Source organism: Paenibacillus polymyxa (genome assembly GCF_001719045.1).
GTDB classification, from domain to species: Bacteria; Bacillota; Bacilli; order Paenibacillales; family Paenibacillaceae; genus Paenibacillus; species Paenibacillus polymyxa_B.
On sequence record NZ_CP015423.1, the window covers coordinates 4901683 to 4919755 of the forward strand.

Genomic DNA, 18073 nt, shown 5'->3' on the forward strand with positions numbered 1-18073 from the left:
AAAACACCCGTTGTCCATGAAATCATGGCAACGGGTGTTTTTGAAAACTGAGCAAGTATAAACTAATATTCAATTGTAAATCATAGACTTACCCTTCTAGAGGGACATGTGTCTTAGGCTTACGGCTTGCGACGATTTGTATGACATAGATCAGTAAGAACAGTACAATAAACAGCGAGGAGAGACGGTACATCCACGCATAATCACTTGCTTTGGCGATAATGCCAAGTATAAGCGCTCCGGCTGCAACCCCAAAATCGAGGGAATTGAGAAACATTCCGTTTGCCATACCCCTCTGTTTAGGAGACACGACCTGAATCATCCAGGTTTGCAGGGTCGGCTGCATGACACCAAACCCGATACCGTAGCAAAGAGCAGATATATACATGAAGACATCATTGTGCGCGTAGGAAAGCAGGATCAGACCGCCAATTAAAAACAGAGAGCCGGGGATGAGCAGTGCTTTTGCCCCCTTTTTGTCATAAATACGGCCCGAGAAGGGACGCACGATCAGCACGGATACCGCATTAAACAGAAAAAAGTAGGCCGGGTGCGCCAGATTTGCTTCATCCCCGTAAAGCGCCATAAAGCCGAGTAGCCCACCATATGTGATAGACATTAGCATGTTCAACAAGGCGGGAATCCATAATTTACGGTTAAATGCCGGTTTTCGCCCTTCTTCCAAAGGAACCATAGGTGGTTCGATGTGCCCCTTAGGTAGTGTACGAATCAGCCAGTAAGCCAACGGGAATATCACAACAATTACAGCTGCTGTCGTATAGGCAAGCAGGTTGAAACTCCCGTATTGCAGCATCGAAATGCCGATGGTTGGCCCAATCGACATCGCTAGACTGGTGGACAGACTAAAGAAACCCATTCCTTCACCGAGACGTTTGGGCGGGATGACGTCAGAGGCCATCGTTGGAAAGGCCGTACTACTCATACCGAAGCCGATCCCAAATAACATCCGCATGAGCAGAAGCACTGTAATCGTCGGCGAAACACTGTACCCCAGCGTTCCTGCCAATGCAAATAGCAGGCCCACGAAGATCAGGGTACTGCGGTGTCCTTTTTCCAGCATACGGGCTGAAAAGAGTCGTGCTGCAATCGCACTTAAAGCGAATAAAGTGGTAACGAGACTCACCTGAACGGAACTAGCGTGGAATGTATTTTTCACATAAGAAGGAATGGAAGATAGGATCATCTGTAATTCCAGAAATAAAAATAAATTGGAAACCGTAAGAACGATAAATTCCTTGGTCCAAAGAGGTTGCTTGCCTTGTTGCATATTAATCGTTCTCTCCTTGTTTCTCTGATTCGGTCATGTTGGCGTGAATTTGTAAAAGAGTCTGGCGGAATTGCTTCAGATCGGCCGAGGAAATTCCTTTTACAAAATCGTGATTAGCATCACGTTCGACAGGAAGAGTCTCCTTTACAAGCTGTCGACCTGCTTCAGTCAAATGAAGCAAATAGGCCCGACGATCCTGTGGGCTATTGACACGCCGTACCCAGCCCTTCTTGTCCAACAAATCAATAATTCGAGTCGTGGTAGGCTGGTCCTTCACGGCCTTAGCTGCAATTTCTTTCTGATTTAAACCCTCAGCCTGATAGATTTGGTACAGAACCGACCATTGCTCTGGGGAAATATCATAAGGTTTGAGGCGCTGCAAGAGCTGCTGACTCATTTTGCGGTGAGTAATCCCGAGCAACATCCCAATGGAACAATCGGGAGGCAAGTTATTCATAGATACTCCTTTCTGTTTCCCGTACATAAATTACTTTTAAATTAATTAGTTGTTATAACAATTATATGAACAACAAGTTATTTTGTCAAAAAAAGTTGTTCAGTGTTTTGGGTTCTGCCATCACTAAAGCCAAAATAAAAAAACAGCCCGTAAAATACGGGCTGTTTGGGTTGATAAAGTATCGTTTTGCCATGACTGGCGAATTAAGCTTTAGGTACAGTTTCCCAGTCCTTCAGGAAGCGTTCGATACCGCTGTCTGTCAGCGGGTGTTTCCACAGAGAAGGGAGCAAGGAACCTGGAATGGTGGCAATATGTGCACCAGACAGAGCAGCATCTTCTACATGCTTAATATTACGGATGGATGCGGCGATGATTTCGGATTTCAGACCATGAATGTCCAAAATTTGTCTCAGTTCACGAATCAGCTTCATACCATCAACAGCAATATCATCCAGACGTCCTACGAACGGGCTGATAAAAGTAGCGCCAGCTTTGGCTGCCATCAAACCTTGAGCCGCGGAGAAAATCAGTGTTACATTCGTTTTGATTCCGTTCTTGGTCAGCTCGTTACAAGCGTACAAGCCGTCTTCGGTCATAGGAAGCTTGATAACCACGTTCGGTGCCCACTTGGCGATATCATAAGCTTCTTTGAGCATATCTTCAGCCTTCAGACCAATAACCTCAGCACTTACGGGACCTTCAACGATACTGCAAATCTCCTGAATGACTTCCTTGAACACTCGACCTTCTTTAGCGATCAGTGAAGGGTTCGTTGTTACACCATCAACCAGACCCAAACGTTCAATACGTTTGATTTCTTCAATGTTACCAGTATCCAAGAAAAATTTCATTTGATTTCCTCCTCAGGTTTATATAATACATAATACATATCACATGCGATGTACAATAGTTCATTTAAATGTAGCATATTGCACACGTTAAACTTATAATTAGTATGTATTACATTCTTAATTGTGACACATTTTAAATTCGAAAACAAGCTGTGTATGATTAAAATTTGATGAATTGTCGGAAGAAGCTGAAATTTACCGATCTATGCTCGGCTATAATGTATACTACCCCACTCCATAAGGAGGTAATCACTATTCAACTGTCTGAAAGACAGCGGGAAATTGTTGAAATTGTCCGGCGTCTGGCACCTGTTACGGGGGATAAAATTGCTGAAACACTGGGACTGACGCGTCCGACTCTCCGTTCTGACCTTGCTCTGCTCGTTATGCTCGGGCTGGTGGATGCCAAGCCGAAGGTAGGCTACCTGCCAGGACGTTACCCCAAATATGATAGTCATATCGGCAACATGCTCAAAAAGCTGACTGTGGCAGATATACTTAGCGATCCGATTTTGATTTCCGGTGACACGACCGCCTATGATGCGGTGCTGATGTTGTTTCAGCAAAATACAGGCACGCTGATGGTCACAGGGGAGGAGCAGGAGTTCATTGGGATTGTTACCCGCAAGGATTTGCTGAAGGTCATGCTGGGGCATACCGATCTTCACACCGTCCCGGTGACTATGGCCATGACGCGCCGGGCCCAAATGATGACGCTTGCTCCAGAAGACACTTTACTGGAAGCGATATCGAGACTGATTCGGCATCAGGTCAATTGTCTTCCAGTTTTGGACGAGCAATGTAGCTCCTCAACTCCAATTCGGGGGTTGGTAGGACGGGTTACGAAAACGGATATCATGAACGCCATTCTGAGCTTGACAGAAGAAAAAACGTAAAACATTGAATAAGGGGGGCTTGTATGTACTGGTTGGCCATGCTGACGATGCTGATTGACCATGTCGGACTTGTGTTTTTTCCGACGGATCCGGCTTGGAGAATTGCCGGCAGGCTTGCTTTTCCAATCTACGCGTATGCGCTGTATTTGGGATATATTCATACCCGAGACATACGGAGCTATATGCTCCGTCTACTCGGACTGGCTCTGATATCTCAAGTTCCCTATATGCTAGCGTTTGATGTGCTTAGACCGAACGTAATCTGGACGCTATTGGCCTCGTTGCTCACGCTGGCTGCTGCATCCCGCTTGAAGCACTGGACGGCTGTAACGGTTCTGTACGTCCTTTCAGCTCTGGTTATGGAGCTCAGCCAGATGGATTACGGAGCCTATGGACTGCTGTTGGTTCTCATTTATCGATACACCCGTTCATATATGATGATTGCAGCCCATTTTATTTTGAACGTAGTGTATGATATAGTGCATCACGCGAATCTCCAACACTTTAGTCTGCTGTCCAGCATTCTGATCGTATGTTTTGCAACTGGAGAAAACGGATTTTATAATAGGGTACCGCGCTGGTTGTGGCGTAGCTTTTACCCGGTACATCTGGCTGTTATCGCTGCAATTCGTATCTGGCCCTAATCTACATCTTATATAGCAAAAGAACCTTTAAAACCACGACATAAATGGTTTTAAAGGTTCTTTTGTTTTCTTTATTAAGCTAGCCAATGTTTAGGATACCTTGTTGGGACCTTGGGCAAAAGGAAGTGGGCGAAGGGGAGCACCTTCCTTCATGTATTGCACCAATACTTCTGGAATATTGTGTATTCCACCTGCATTGACGCGATAGCCGTTCGTTTGCCCTGGCGAGTTAATCCCCCGTTTCACCGTGAACGTAACGTCAATTCCCAAGGAACGGCAAATTTCCAGCGTCTCCTTGGTATACCCACCATAAGGGAAGGCAAGTACATTCTGATCATTGTGTAGATGCTTGAACAGCTTCTTGTCAGCCATGCCCAAGTCGGTATAAACCCGCTGTTTGAACTCATTCTCGGTTTCCATTCGCCCCAGCTTTTTCGAATACACCGGACCCATCAGAAGTGGCTTTTGTTGGGTGCGCGCTGTGTTGGAGTATCCGTAAGCATGCTGGTCATTGGTATGGTTGTAAAAATCAATACCCTCGACATGCATCTGATGAATTTGATCCCATGTCAGCTTAGGAATTCCAATATGTTTGGGATTGCTGATCGTGGACGTGATGAGAAAATTGGTTGCCGGTACCTGGTACTTTTTCAACACAGGAAAAGTGTCCGTATAAAAGGACTCATAGCCGTCGTCGAATGTCATAAGTACTGCATTATCAGGAACCTTGGCTTTATGTAAAATAAAGTCCGTATACTCTTTCATCGTGATCCAGTGGAAGCCGTTAGCTTTCATTTCGTCTAACTGCCTCGTTAAATTACTAAGCTTGAGAGCGCCGGGATCAGGTGGAGTCTTGGTCACCTCATGATACATCAGGACAATTACTTTGTTTTGATAATATACTTTATCTGGTGTAGGCGTCAGTGAGAACAAATGGCGTACCAATCGATCTGCATGAGCTGTACGTGTACGATGAGTCCCTTTAACTGTGGGTGTGTGGTATATGCTACGTGCTTCATACACCAAAATCCCTAAAATAGCCAACAAACTTATGATTAGCAACGTTCTTTTAAAAAAAGTGTGTTTCATTGAATGACATCCCCCGCATGCAAAAAAATTCTGAAAGTATAGAGGTTTATACTAAATATGAAACTAGCAAAATCTAGTCTATCATACCGAAAACATGCGGGGGAAATATCACAACTTTGTTACCTCTGTGTTGCTTTTACAGATACCGATGGAGAGGTCGGGAAGTAACCGATCTCGACGGCATGCTGGATCATGTTCCGAATAAAGTTAAGGTCGGTTGCCGGGCATTGAACGCCAGCTTGTTCCAGCAGAGCTGCGGTTACAGAGCATCCGTAACGGTAAGCTGAATCCTTGGCTCCGTCACCTTCCAGTTGTCCCATAGCAAGGTGAAGGGCATCCTCCTGAATGCCGGAAGACGGATTCAGCAGCCAAGCGCTGTAATCGTCAAAAGGCAGGGTTTCTACTGCGTAACCGAGTTGGTTTACCATAGCGATCAGTTCATCATATGGCAGTGGGTTCGGATTGCAGATATGGAAAATGCGGTTTGCGCTTTTTTGATGAACGGACAGCTCTACGATAGCACGGCTGGCGTAATCAATCGGTGTGAAGTCCGTATGCCAATCGGCTTGTGGCGCTTTGCCCAGCACCAGCATCGCTTTCATCATACGATAATAAGCATTGCTGTCGATATTTCGCTGGAAGCGTCCGTTGGCCGAATGGGCTGTCAAATTGCCTGCGCGATAGATCGAGACAGGCGTACCCGTTTGAGCTGCTTGGAACAACAGTTTCTCCGCCGCGAGTTTACTGTTCGTGTACAGGTTGTCCACGTTCAGTTCTTCTGGGAAGGCAGAAAGCTCCAATGCCGACTCCCATTTTCCTTCGTTAGCAAGATCCTCCGGTATTCCCATAGTAGAGACATGATGGAAGGATACTCCTGGCTTGGCTTGAGCGATTTTCAGCAGTTCCAGTGTTCCGGTTACATTCGTGCGATCGAAGGCTGCCGAATCACCAAAATGGCGAACGTCAGCGGCGCTGTGAATGATGCCGTCGATTTGGTGCTCCAGCATATGGCGGTCGACGGAAGAGAGACCCAGATCAGCTTGCTCCAGATCCCCATAGACAGCTTTTACCCGTCCTTCAATCAAGCTGGAGATATCTTGTCCAAAATATCCCGTCAATACGGACTGAATACGCTCGATACCGGATGGACCGTCCTGAGAAGGGCGTACCATCGCGTATACTTTGGCTTCTGTCCGTTGAAGTAGGTCATACAGAATGTGCGAGCCCAGATAGCCTGTAGCACCGGTTAACAAAATCACGTGCAAGTCGCGGACTTCAGCTAAGTCAGAAGCACCAGACAACTCAATAGGATGCTCATTCAAGTCCATTTTTTCTTGAGAAATCGCGAGTGGCTTGCGTTGCGGCGTTTGTTCCGTACCTAATTGTTCCACGTATTCAGCAAGCTCGCGAACGGTTTTGTAGCGGAAAAAATCTCCGATGCGCAGCGCGCCATAACGCGGCTTTAGAATAGCCAGCACATGAATGACACGAAGCGAATCGCCCCCGATCAGGAAGAAATCATCGGTAGCGCCAATGTTATTTTTACCAAGCACTTGAGTCCATGCTTCGGCAATGAGTGTTTCGGTTCCTTCTCGGAGAGGTTCCCCGCCAAATGAAAGATCAGACGCTTCGGGAAGTGGTCGCAGGGCCAGCTTTTTGCGATCGATCTTGCCAGTTGGTGAAATTGGCATGGCTTCCAGATGAACGACATGGCTTGGTACAAAATAAGAAGGCAGCTTGCCCCCAATATAAGACTGAATAACGTCTTGTGGAATGGATTGTCCATCCGAAGTGGTAAAATAGCCAACTAACATGTTCTGATCTGTGTGATCTTTGACGGCTACTACAGCGACGTCCTGAACACCTGGATGTTTGGAAAAATGGTCTTCAATTTCTCCAATTTCAATCCGATTCCCCCGAATTTTGAGCTGTGAATCCTTGCGACTTACGTATTCAATCGTACCGTCTGGCAGCAGCTTGGCGATATCACCCGAACGGTACATTTTTTCACCCGGAACAAAAGGGTTGTCCACAAACGATTGAGCTGTACGTTCTGGCTGATGGAGATAGCCATGGGCCAACGCAGGCGTAGCAATGCATACTTCACCCGGAATATTGACAGGGCAAAGCTTGTTATCATCGTTAACGATATACACTTTGTAATTGTAAATCGGCTTGCCGATCGGAATATTGACGACATGCTCAGGCACGGCACCACGGACTCGATGGGTCGTCGTCGCTACGGTGCATTCGGTCGGTCCGTATACGTTTACGATGTCGGTATCTGTACCGAATTTGCTTTGGAACGCTCGAACTTGTGAGCCGTACAGCGCTTCGCCTGCCACGGTAACGATCCGTACCTTAGCGAGTTTGCGATAGCCTTCGTCTGACAAGTACGTAGATAGCTGATTAAAGAATACGGTCGGCAAAATGGTAATAATCGTCGTGCCTGTACGTGCAATGGCTTCAGCGAATTCTTCAACAGATACACGTTCTTCGGCAGACAGCAAGTACAATTTTGCACCGTAAAACAAGGCTCCAATTGTATCCCAAACGGATGCATCGAAGCTGTAGGTTGCAAATTGGGTCAATACATCCTGAGGTGTAATGTCGCAATCACGTTGCACGACAGCTCCTAGGTTAACGACACCGCGGTGAGCGATCAGGGCACCTTTCGGTTTGCCTGTAGAGCCGGATGTATAGATGACATAAGCTAGATCATCCGGACTTACATTAACGTTTGGATTGCTTGCAGCATAGCCTGCCAGTGGTCCGTTAATTGCTAAAATTTCTTTTACCGTCTCAATGGAACCGCACAGTTCAGTCGCTTGTTTCATGAGTGCGGAAGTTGTTAAGACAAAAGGAGAACGCGTGTCTTCGACAATGTAGCTGCTCCGGTCGGCGGGGTGGGCGGGATCAACAGGCACATACACGCCCCCGGCTTTCAGGATACCCAGAAGGGAAATAACGGTCTCCAAGCTTCGTTCCATGAAGATAGTCACGAATTCACCTTTGGTAAGACCTTTAGATAACAAGACACGTGCGACTTGGTTAGCACGTTCGTTCAACTCACGGTACGTGTACTCTCCAGTGTGGGAAGCAATAGCCGGACGATCAGGGTATTGTGAAGCAGCCTCCTCAAACATTCCATGAATAGTTTGATGCTCAGGATATTTCACGACTGTATTATTTAAAGCTTCGTGAGCAGCTCGATCTGCATCTGATAATATATCAATGGAGTTCACAAGTGCATGGCTGTTGGTTAGCGCGCCACGCAAAAGAGTTTCAAAGTATTCTGCGTATCGGACAACCGTTGTTTCCAGCAAGAGTGATTGATCATATCGGATCTGTATTTGATAAGTGCCATTGTGTTCACTAACAGCCCAGTCCATAATACGGGATTCTACTCCGCTGTCCGTAGGCAGATTTGCCGAAAATGAAGTATCGGCTTGTGGTTCCGCAAGGTATGCATTAGGCTCACGGAGCATCTCCTGAAATAAGTCTGCTAGTTCATGAAAAGTCGTTTCCTTTTCGACTGTCAGCGAAGCTGTAAGCAGACCGGTTTGTGGCACAAATGTAGAAAAAGAAACTTCTTCTTCTGCGGATAGGCGATATACCCATGCAGTATATGCTGATAAAAGCAACGTTTGTTTGTCTTCCGCAGTTTTTTGCTGATTTAATTGTTCCGAGATGGACGCTTCTAACTCTACTTGATAAGTAGAGGATGTATGCTTGCGTTGTATACGTGCACAATCCAAGGGAACTAGGAATGGGGATGGGGTTGTCTGTGTGCTGTTTTGTAGTAATGAAGCCATTACGCTAACCTCCTGAATGTAGATGTCTTAATATAAATGGTAAACTCAGTAAATGCCTCCGATCCCTTCAAATGCATGAACAGGAGGGAGGCATTACCGAATGATTTACTTATAAATTTTGGATCTGATAAATGGTTATTATGATTTGGTACGGTTGGTGTCTGCAATTTTGAAATAAGATGTAATTTCTTGAAGCTCTTCAGACATGGACGTCAATTTATGGGATGAATCAATAATCGAATCCAAAGAAGCTTTTTGCTCCTCCACCGTTTGCACAATGTGAACACTGTTATTGGCTGTTTTGGTTACAGTGGAAGAAAGATCGTCTGCTGTCGCGGTCATTTCCTGTGTACCCGCAGATATTTGCTCAGTAGCGCTGGAAACTTCTTGGATTTGCCATGCTACATTTTTAGTTGCTTGAAGAATATCATTGAACAGCACGCCTGCTTGTCCGGCAACGACGATTCCGTTTTGAACTTCAACGTTTCCTTGCTCCATCGACTTCACAGCTTGTCCGATTTCACTTTGAATTTCTTCAATCAGGGACGTGATTTGTTTGGTTGCATCCGCAGATTGTTCTGCCAGCTTACGTACTTCACTGGCAACAACGGCAAAGCCTTTACCTTCTTCACCAACGCGCGCAGCTTCAATAGAAGCGTTCAAAGCGAGCAGGTTGGTTTGACTGGAGATGCCTGAAATGGTACTGATGATATTGCCAATTTCCTGCGAACGACTGTCCAGCAACTTGATGATACGGGAAGTATTGGTGACTGTATCGGTAATCAAGTGCATTTGGGATGATACCTTGCTTACAATCTCGTTGCCTTCGTTAGAACGTTTCTCTACCGAATTGGCTTCTTCCGCAACATTGGAAGAACTCGTGGCAATATTTTGAATTACCGAAGCCATTTCAGCCATGGCACGTGCACTATCGCCTGTTGCTTTTTCCTGCGAACGGATATTCTCCGTGATTTCACTGATGTTTTGATTGATGATGTTGGAGTTGATTCCGTTTTGTTCGCAGATTGCGAGTAGTTCCTTGGCAGATTCATTGACTTCATCAGTTGTCTGCTTCACTTTGGTCATAATGCTGTTAATATGACTTACCATATCGTTGAAATTCTGATTTACGAGCCCCAAATCATCATGACCTGCATGAATTTGAACATCCAGATTTCCTCTGCTTACTTCACTGATACCGTACATCAGTTGCTTAATCGGGGACAGCGTGCGCTTCACAACCCAATATTGAAGTGCCAGGCAGATCAGTAGGAAAATCACTAAAATGGTAGCGCCGCTAATGAGCAGCTTGGTTAAGCCGGCAGGTACGGCGCCAGCATCTGCATCGACTGCAAAATATGCAAAGATTTTGCCACTTGAATCTTTAATCGGAGTCATCAAAGTCGTCCATGTACCAAAAGAATCATCGTAGAAGCTAGTAAATGTTGGTTTGCCACTGTCCAGCATACCGGTTACGCCGACTGCCACGACATTGGGTTGCTCGTACATAGAGCCAACGAGCAGCTTATCTTTTTCAAATGCTTCTCTGAGATCCGTTGGCATCGCCACAATAGATGTTAGATTGCCGTTTTCGAGCTCCGTCCCGAATATATAGGCATGAGAGATATTCGGATTGGTCGCCATGATGTTATCTAGGTACGTGCGGAGTTTGGTTTGAACGGGTCCATCATAGTTTTTCTCTTGAACCGCTTGGGTTACTTCATCGGAATTAATGCCCTGGGCCCACTTCAATGTGATTTTTTCCACTTGCCCATGCAATTGGTCTATCAAAATCGTACGTTGGATCAAATAACTGGACACAATAAGGACTAGTCCAATCAATACGATGTTGAAGAAGGATAATAATAAGTTTTTGGTGAAGAATGATAAGCTACTCCACTTTTTCAAAATGTTCCACTCCCTGGTTGTATTTTTGTATATGGTGTTGAACCGCTTATCGAATGAGATAATCAAGTCCCCCTTACAAACATAATAATAGAGATAATAGACCCTTGAATTTTATGTAATAGGTCTTAAGTCCTTTTGTAGACAAGTATGATATCCCTATATATATGTCGTACGAAAAGCCCTTGAAATGAATACCTTACACAATAAAAAATTAATTTTTAATAGGTAAACGCTATCTGTGTTTCAGTATATTCCAATTTATACTTCTACTTGAAATTCGAATTTATTACAGTCCATAAGCAACTATTCAACAGAAACCATCATACTTTATAATAGAGTCAAATGCACTTATCAATTTGGGACATTTTTCATATTTAACGTTGGAAATGCTTGATTTATCGCGGTTTTTGTGAATTGTTTGCGAAATGAGTCCTTATATCCATGCAAAGAGAAGAGGGATAAGAAGAATGTCCAAGCTTACGATTTTAAAGGTTGAGAGTCATCACGAGGATCTGCATGAGTTGATTCAAAGGCTGGATGAGGACTTGCTGGAAAGGTATCCTGCCGACGAAATTTACTTGGTTGATTTTTCCAATCCGAAAGTTAAAGAAATGGTTTTCGCTGTTGTGTATGTGGACGAAAAACCGGTGGCTTGTGGAGGGCTTAGGCCTATAGATGCGGAAGAAATGGAGCTCAAAAGATTTTATGTCGATTCATCTTATCGAAGACAAGGAATTGCGGTGAGCCTATTATCTTTTTTGGAAGAGGAAGCCAGCAAACGGGGAGTTGTAAGGATTAAACTGGAGACCGGAGCGGCTCAACCTGAAGCGATTGCTCTCTATACCAAGCGGGGATATGAACCTATTGAACGGTTTGGGGAGTATGAACACGATGAAAACAGCCTTTGTTATGGTAAAAAGCTGTCTCTGTTATTATAAAGCGTTCTCTTATAAAATGGATGATGATCAATACTAGCCTATATAGCGGGAGAGATGATAATGAATTTGAAGCAAAAAGCGGCCGAAAAAGCAGTTGAGGCGATTCAGGACGGCATGAAAGTAGGACTTGGTACAGGCTCGACAGCCTTTTGGGCTATTCAAAAAATTGGTGAGCGTGTAGCGCAAGGATTACATATACAGGCTGTAGCTACATCCCAAGCTTCGGAGGATCAGGCCAGGGAGTTGGGAATTCCCATCATTCCGTTTGATCAGATTGGAAGGCTTGACGTTACCATCGACGGTGCAGACGAGGTGAACGAGCAGCTGGTGCTGGTAAAAGGTGGAGGCGGAGCCCTGCTGAGAGAGAAAATTGTGGAAAGCAATAGCGACCGATTAATTATTATTGTCGATGAGTCCAAGGATGTGAAGGTACTGGGTACATTTCCTTTACCCGTTGAGGTCGTACCCTTTGCCAGTGAATGGACGTTGGAGGCTTTGCGGCAGACAGGCTGTAAGGCGGAGTGGCGTATGAAAGACGGCGAGCGCTTCCTTACGGATAACGGTAATTATATTGCTGATTGTTGCTATGGTACGATTGAGAATCCGCAGGAGTTGGAAATCCGCTTGAATCAAATTCCGGGTGTAGTCGATAACGGACTGTTCATTAATATGGCGGACCAGGTTATTATCGCACGGGCCAATGGACAGATCGACGTCCGTAACAAGTAATGTTTAGGACCCGCCTGCTTAATCATGTGGCGTTGATGTTATTGATTTTATATACAGGGCTTCTATTATATTGGATGTTTCTCGGTTTTGGTCGTACATTACGGCCAGGACCCCCGTATTCGTATAATATTGTTCCGTTTGATACGATCAGGCAATACTGGCGGGCAATGGAGTCGTTTCCTTTTCGGGTATGGGGTGTTAATTTGCTCGGCAATATTGGCGTATTCATTCCCTTCGGTATTCTTGTGCCTATCATTTGGGTGTCCATGCGAAGTATAGGCAGTCTGTTGTTAACGATAGTGATCGCACTGGTCATTCTTGAGGTGTCCCAAATGCTGCTGGGCGCAGGTACAATGGATGTAGATGACATCATATTGAACGTTCTGGGAGTATTATGCGGCCGTGTTGCCTACGTGTTTTTACGTAAGAAGTTAGGGATTACAACATAATCGTCCTGCTCTCTGGATCAGTGCATTAAGACTGACTGAGAGCGGGCTTTTTTTACATAATGAACTGTAACCTTCACATAATAGACGGTAATTCCTCCATTTATAGGCCGTAGGAGCAGGGGAAGTGAACGCTTAAACTTGACAAAAGTGCACAATTAAGATATCTTGGAATAAAGATATGAGTAACGGAGGCTGTTAATATGTCTGTAAAACCAGATGATCAGGACTTAGCGCTTAATTTGTTCGTTGTTCTGGCTCGTGCTTATAATTCGGTCACATCCCGTACGAATCGGGACATTCATAGTCATGGATTAAATACAACAGAATTTGGTGTGCTTGATCTGCTGTATTATCGGGGACCACAGCCTTTGCAGAAGATTGGAGAAAAGGTACTAATCTCTAGTGGGAATATTACGTATGTGGTAGATAAACTTCAGAAAAAAAACTTGCTTACCCGTCGTGCATCACAAGATGATCGGCGTGTGATTTATGCAGAATTGACTGATGATGGACGTCATTTCTTTGAGCAAATATTCCCGCAGCATCATCGTGTCATTATGGAGACCGTGGATGGCTTATCCGTGGAAGAGAAGGAGCAGGCTATTCATCTGTTAAAAAAGCTTGGACTCACGGCTGAGGGGCAGAAGAGTAACGGATCATAAATTGTGCGTGTGAAGGTTAAAACTGCTTTTAGATAAAATACCGACTTCTCGGTATTTTATTTTTTTGTCGTATTTTGGGGAGTAGGGTTAATGTAGAGACGCAAATCAGGTATAATTGTCTAATAGTCACGTCTGGAACAAATCCCCAGTATCTGTTTCGAATACAATACCTTGTCGGGGAAGGAGCTGTACATGAGTATACAGCAATATACCGCAGGTGAATCGCTCTTGATGCAAGCAGGAGCTTTGGCTGAATTAGTTACCCATAAGCAATACGAATTACAGCCCGATCTTTTGCAGCGTTTTGGGGATAACGGTAAAATAAAGACAAAACAGGATTCTATATATAGTTTGAACTATTTAGCTGAAAGTGTAATCATGAACAGCCCTATTTTATTTACACAGTATGTTTCTTGGTTAAAAAAGCTTCTGGAGGGTTTCGGCATAACCCAAGAAGATTTGAGCATCAATTTCAGATTAATCCAGGAGACGTTGGTAGAGCATTTCGATCATACAGATAAAGTTATGGTGCTGGAGCATCTGGATTTGGGGATACAGCAAATAGGGAAGAAAGAGGAGTATGCCTCTTTTATTATAGATGATAATCCCTATGCTGCTGACGTGGCTCAATATTTGGAATATTTACTCTCAGGTAATCGCAGACAGGCTTTGGATTGGATCGTCCGTTTGCTGGATGAGGGTATCTCTATTCAACATACGTATAAATATATTTTTCAAATTTCGCAATATGAAATAGGTCGTCTATGGCATGAAGGCAAAATCACCGTCGGTCAAGAGCATTTTTGCACTGCTGTGACTCAATTTATTATTTCCAGCCTGTACCCCCAATGGATGGGGAATGGAAATAAGGAACGCTGCCTCGTGGCGGCGTGTGTAGGCAGCGAGCAGCATGAAATTGGTCTGCGTATGCTGGCTGATCTATTTGAAATGGATGGTTGGGATACGTATTATTTAGGCGCCAATGTACCTAACCGGAGTCTGCTTCAGGCCATTGTGAGTTACGAGGCGGATGTGGTGGCTATCTCAGCTACCATGGCTTACCATGTCCATCTAGTGAAAGAGTTGATTGCTCTCATTCGGCAAGACCCAACGACTAGCCATGTGAAAATTATGGTCGGAGGCTTGCCTTTTAATCTCGATTCCCACTTGTGGCAGGAAGTAGGGGCGGACGGATACGCACCAGGTGCGGAGGAAGCGCTGGAGGTTGCAGGGGACTTACTTTCGCTCAGGAAATAAGGTTAGTTATGTGAACCTGTAGTCATTTTGTAAAGGGGGCCTTTTAATATGAAGGAACCGACAGCAGAAATGGCTGTCCTGCGGAAAACGGTCGAACAATTAACGGATGAGATTGTGAAAAGCAAGGCTGAGGAAGAAAAGTTGCTGAATGAATTTTCATCAATGAACAACGAGCTGGTCAATCTGCAGCGTCAGCTTGCCAAAAGCAATGCGGAATTAACACGGACGAAGGAAGAAGCGGTACGGGCTAATGACCTAAAGAGCACTTTTCTGGCTGTGGTTAGTCATGAATTCAGAACGCCAATGAACGGAATACTTGGAATGATTGAAATGTTAGGTTCATCCAAACTTTCCCCAGATCAACGGCAGGCCATCGGTGTTATACGTGAGTCAGCCTCTCTGTTGTTGAACATGATTAATAATCTGCTCGATATATCTAAAGTGGAAGCAGGACAGATGGAACTGGAGATCGGAAACGTCAGAGTGCAGGCGATTATGAGCCACGTTGCTCAGTTGTTGGAGCCACAAATCTATCAGATGGGTAACCGTTTGAGTATAGAGACCGATTCCGGTGTGGCAGAGCATCTGGAGGGAGATTCGGCAAGGATCATGCAGATCTTGCTCAATCTGTTGAACAATGCGAATAAATTTACCAGTGAAGGATTGCTCATCATTCGAACAAAATTGGTGGAGGAAACAAAAGATTCCCAACGTGTTCGGTTTGAGGTGCAGGATTCGGGTATTGGTATTTCACCGGAGGATCAGAATAAGCTGTTTCAGCCTTATGTACAAGCCAGTGAAGGCAGCGCCTCCCAATATGGAGGAACGGGTCTAGGGCTATGGATATGCAGTTCATTTGTGGAACTCATGCAGGGAGAAATTGGGGTCGTCAGTAAAGAAGGCCAAGGCTCCACGTTCTGGTTTGAAATTCCCCTCATGAAAGGATCGGAGCAGGCAGACGAAATGGAGAAGCATGAAAATGGTGATTTGAAGGCATTTAGCGAGTTGCTGCGTGAGCATAGTCATTCTCAAACTATTTTGGTGGCTGAGGATAATCGGGTGAATCGGCAGGTGGTGCAATTACAGCTTAACCACTTGGGATTCCAGCATATTGATTTTGCTGAGGATGGACAAGCTGCTGTAAGAGCGGCCTCCGAACGATCCTACGCTTGTATTCTAATGGATCATCATATGCCTCTGCTGAATGGTCATGATGCGGCAAAAGCGATCCGCCAGCGGGAAGCAGAAAACCAGCAACCCCCTGTACCGATCATTTCTTTGACCGGAAATGTATCCGAGGAGGATCAGGCACGGAGCCAGGAGGTTGGAGTGAACGATTACTTGATGAAGCCAGTAACGATTGAAAAGCTCTCTGAAAAGCTTGTAAAATGGCTTCCAAAGCCGGAAACCGAGCCGATTTTGGATGAGGAAGTTATACGTGAAATTATGCTGCTGGACGAGGATGGCAGCACGGGACTACTGGAGTCATTGGTCGAAATGTATACGAGTGATACACTTGCCAAAATCAATAAGTTAAATGAACTGGCTGCTGCGGGCGAAGCCACAAAAGTAGTAGAGGCTGCTCATGAGTTGAAATCAGGCAGCGTGAGTCTGGGTGTCGGACGTTTGTCCTCGTTGCTGTCCGATATTGAACAGCTTGCACGGGAGAACCGACTCGAGAATGCGAAAGCGAAGTTGTCTGCACTCCAATCTGTCTATCAAGCAACGTGTTTAGAACTGGAACGCTATATTCACCAGTGCTAGCCAGGTTTCCCCCTTGTTAGACTTGCATACGGAAGGAGGACGTAAGAGACATATATGAAAGAACAGTTGCGTTCTATTCACCCGCTGGCCTGGACGATTATTGTCGGTACTATTTTTGGGCGGATGGCGACATCCATGAGTATCCCGTTTTTGTCTATTTATCTTACCACCCGTTTAGGGGTGTCCCCCTTTCATACGGGGGTGATCGTATCGGTCAGCTCGTTGGTCGGCATTTTTGCCAGCTTTTACGGTGGATATATTTCAGATCGAATCGGACGGCGTAAGGTGATGCTGGTGTCCATTGCGAGCTGGGCGCTTGTATTCGTTGCTTTTGCGTTGGCGGAAGCGGCCTGGGCCTTTTTTGTCATTAATGCTCTGAATGGACTGTGCAGATCCTTGTTCGAGCCAACCTCACGGGCGCTGTTATCAGATGTAACCCCGAAGGAGAAAAGACTGCTTATCTACAATATGAGATATGCGGCCATTAATGTTGGGGTAGTGGCAGGGCCGTTGCTTGGTTTAATGCTAGGATCTGCATCCACGGGTACGCCGTTTATGGTAGCTGCTGGTGTGTACGCATTGTACGGGGTACTGTTGTTGATCCAATTTACCCGGTATGCATCGGATCTGCATATAGGTACAACAGCGGGAGAGGCCCCACTGCGAATGGGCGAGGCATTCCGCACAGCCAGCCGTGATCCGGTGTTTATGCCAATTTTGCTGGGAACGGTATTTTGTGTGATGGGCTATGCGCATTCCAATTCCACAATGCCTCAATTCTTGTCCGTATCCTTCGCAGAAGGAACCCGATGGTTTACATACATGCTGACGGTCAACGCGGTTTGTGTATTGGCATTTCAATATCCGCTGGTGCGACTGGCAAGCCGATTTTCCCCGGTGAATTCCTTGATTGCAGGGAATATATGTATTACGGTCAGCCTGTTGCTGTGCGGTATGCTAAACTCAGGCTGGATGTTTATACTGGATATGGTGCTGTTTACGGTTGGTGAAGTGTTATTGTTCACGATGCTGGACGTATTGATTGACCAAATTGCAGATGCTCAATATAAAGGGACCTACTTCGGTACAATCGGCTTTAATAATTTGGGAAGCGTGCTGGCTCCTTTATTTGGTGGCTGGTTGCTGGATATCTATGGTCAAACGGCGCCGCTTGCCGTTTTTGTTCCGGTTGCCCTGTCGGTTGTGATTGGTATTCCATTCCTTCTGGTCGCACGCCGCCGTCTGGTGCAGCGTACAGCACGGATCGCGGCTCAAGGAGGAGAATCGGTGCAGCAACTGTCATCATAAAAAGGGAGTTGAGTGCAG

General features: G+C 45.4%; 15 protein-coding genes. 9 read left to right on the forward strand and 6 right to left on the reverse strand.

Going from position 1 to position 18073, the window contains the following annotated elements:
• Positions 1-88 precede the first annotated feature (88 nt).
• The 3 genes from AOU00_RS22190 to fsa all read right to left on the reverse strand — a co-directional run bounded on the left by AOU00_RS22190 (position 89) and on the right by fsa (position 2596).
• Complete coding sequence (locus tag AOU00_RS22190) at positions 89-1288, reverse strand: MFS transporter (RefSeq protein ID WP_069291674.1); 1200 nt, start codon at positions 1286-1288, stop codon at positions 89-91.
• Position 1289: 1 nt separating this feature from the next.
• Positions 1290-1745, reverse strand: a complete 456-nt coding sequence (locus AOU00_RS22195) for a MarR family winged helix-turn-helix transcriptional regulator (protein WP_069291675.1) — start codon at positions 1743-1745, stop codon at positions 1290-1292.
• Between the two features lie 203 nt (positions 1746-1948).
• The gene (gene fsa / locus AOU00_RS22200) at positions 1949-2596 is read right to left on the reverse strand and encodes a fructose-6-phosphate aldolase (protein WP_013309811.1); all 648 of its coding nucleotides are present in this window, start codon (positions 2594-2596) and stop codon (positions 1949-1951) included.
• A gap of 218 nt (positions 2597-2814) precedes the next feature.
• On the opposite strand from fsa, the gene AOU00_RS22205 reads away from it, so the two are divergent.
• Entirely contained in the window at positions 2815-3492 is a 678-nt protein-coding gene (locus AOU00_RS22205; protein WP_069291676.1) for a CBS domain-containing protein, read from the forward strand.
• Between the two features lie 23 nt (positions 3493-3515).
• Complete coding sequence (locus tag AOU00_RS22210; RefSeq protein ID WP_069291677.1) at positions 3516-4136, forward strand: TraX family protein; 621 nt, start codon at positions 3516-3518, stop codon at positions 4134-4136.
• Positions 4137-4226: 90 nt separating this feature from the next.
• Here the strand turns inward: AOU00_RS22210 and AOU00_RS22215 are convergent, their stop codons facing one another.
• The 3 genes from AOU00_RS22215 to AOU00_RS22225 all read right to left on the reverse strand — a co-directional run bounded on the left by AOU00_RS22215 (position 4227) and on the right by AOU00_RS22225 (position 10948).
• Positions 4227-5225 (reverse strand): polysaccharide deacetylase family protein, encoded by a 999-nt coding sequence (locus AOU00_RS22215; protein ID WP_069291678.1) that lies wholly within the window; start codon positions 5223-5225, stop codon positions 4227-4229.
• A gap of 119 nt (positions 5226-5344) precedes the next feature.
• A complete protein-coding gene (locus AOU00_RS22220; protein WP_069291679.1) occupies positions 5345-9040 on the reverse strand; it encodes a non-ribosomal peptide synthetase family protein in 3696 nt (1231 codons plus the stop codon).
• Between the two features lie 138 nt (positions 9041-9178).
• The gene (locus tag AOU00_RS22225) at positions 9179-10948 is read right to left on the reverse strand and encodes a methyl-accepting chemotaxis protein (RefSeq protein WP_061831317.1); all 1770 of its coding nucleotides are present in this window, start codon (positions 10946-10948) and stop codon (positions 9179-9181) included.
• Positions 10949-11415: 467 nt separating this feature from the next.
• On the opposite strand from AOU00_RS22225, the gene AOU00_RS22230 reads away from it, so the two are divergent.
• From AOU00_RS22230 to AOU00_RS22260, 7 genes are all read left to right on the forward strand, one after another.
• The gene (locus AOU00_RS22230) at positions 11416-11886 is read left to right on the forward strand and encodes a GNAT family N-acetyltransferase (protein ID WP_061831318.1); all 471 of its coding nucleotides are present in this window, start codon (positions 11416-11418) and stop codon (positions 11884-11886) included.
• A gap of 60 nt (positions 11887-11946) precedes the next feature.
• Positions 11947-12615, forward strand: a complete 669-nt coding sequence (gene rpiA, locus AOU00_RS22235; RefSeq protein WP_069291680.1) for a ribose-5-phosphate isomerase RpiA — start codon at positions 11947-11949, stop codon at positions 12613-12615.
• Positions 12615-13064 (forward strand): VanZ family protein, encoded by a 450-nt coding sequence (locus AOU00_RS22240; protein WP_069291681.1) that lies wholly within the window; start codon positions 12615-12617, stop codon positions 13062-13064. Before rpiA ends, AOU00_RS22240 begins: the two co-directional genes overlap by 1 nt.
• Before the next feature lie 200 nt (positions 13065-13264).
• Positions 13265-13726 carry a MarR family winged helix-turn-helix transcriptional regulator gene (locus AOU00_RS22245; RefSeq protein ID WP_013309820.1) on the forward strand — a complete coding sequence of 154 codons (462 nt, stop codon included), beginning with the start codon at positions 13265-13267 and terminating at the stop codon, positions 13724-13726.
• A gap of 192 nt (positions 13727-13918) precedes the next feature.
• Positions 13919-14983 (forward strand): cobalamin B12-binding domain-containing protein, encoded by a 1065-nt coding sequence (locus AOU00_RS22250; RefSeq protein ID WP_069291682.1) that lies wholly within the window; start codon positions 13919-13921, stop codon positions 14981-14983.
• Positions 14984-15031: 48 nt separating this feature from the next.
• Positions 15032-16747 carry an ATP-binding protein gene (locus AOU00_RS22255; protein WP_069291683.1) on the forward strand — a complete coding sequence of 572 codons (1716 nt, stop codon included), beginning with the start codon at positions 15032-15034 and terminating at the stop codon, positions 16745-16747.
• A 54-nt stretch (positions 16748-16801) separates the two neighbouring features.
• On the forward strand, positions 16802-18055 hold the full coding sequence (locus AOU00_RS22260) for an MDR family MFS transporter (RefSeq protein ID WP_069291684.1): 1254 nt from the start codon (positions 16802-16804) through the stop codon (positions 18053-18055).
• The last annotated feature ends 18 nt before the right edge of the window (positions 18056-18073 follow it).

Bases quoted from the DNA above. Each gene is read 5' to 3' on its own strand.
- AOU00_RS22190 (WP_069291674.1), bottom strand. From the start codon at position 1,288: ATGCAACAAGGCAAGCAACCTCTTTGGACCAAGGAATTTATCGTTCTT.
- AOU00_RS22195 (WP_069291675.1), bottom strand. From the start codon at position 1,745: ATGAATAACTTGCCTCCCGATTGTTCCATTGGGATGTTGCTCGGGATT.
- fsa (WP_013309811.1), bottom strand. From the start codon at position 2,596: ATGAAATTTTTCTTGGATACTGGTAACATTGAAGAAATCAAACGTATT.
- AOU00_RS22205 (WP_069291676.1), top strand. From the start codon at position 2,815: ATGTATACTACCCCACTCCATAAGGAGGTAATCACTATTCAACTGTCT.
- AOU00_RS22210 (WP_069291677.1), top strand. From the start codon at position 3,516: ATGTACTGGTTGGCCATGCTGACGATGCTGATTGACCATGTCGGACTT.
- AOU00_RS22215 (WP_069291678.1), bottom strand. From the start codon at position 5,225: ATGAAACACACTTTTTTTAAAAGAACGTTGCTAATCATAAGTTTGTTG.
- AOU00_RS22220 (WP_069291679.1), bottom strand. From the start codon at position 9,040: ATGGCTTCATTACTACAAAACAGCACACAGACAACCCCATCCCCATTC.
- AOU00_RS22230 (WP_061831318.1), top strand. From the start codon at position 11,416: ATGTCCAAGCTTACGATTTTAAAGGTTGAGAGTCATCACGAGGATCTG.
- rpiA (WP_069291680.1), top strand. From the start codon at position 11,947: ATGAATTTGAAGCAAAAAGCGGCCGAAAAAGCAGTTGAGGCGATTCAG.
- AOU00_RS22240 (WP_069291681.1), top strand. From the start codon at position 12,615: ATGTTTAGGACCCGCCTGCTTAATCATGTGGCGTTGATGTTATTGATT.
- AOU00_RS22245 (WP_013309820.1), top strand. From the start codon at position 13,265: ATGTCTGTAAAACCAGATGATCAGGACTTAGCGCTTAATTTGTTCGTT.
- AOU00_RS22250 (WP_069291682.1), top strand. From the start codon at position 13,919: ATGAGTATACAGCAATATACCGCAGGTGAATCGCTCTTGATGCAAGCA.
- AOU00_RS22255 (WP_069291683.1), top strand. From the start codon at position 15,032: ATGAAGGAACCGACAGCAGAAATGGCTGTCCTGCGGAAAACGGTCGAA.
- AOU00_RS22260 (WP_069291684.1), top strand. From the start codon at position 16,802: ATGAAAGAACAGTTGCGTTCTATTCACCCGCTGGCCTGGACGATTATT.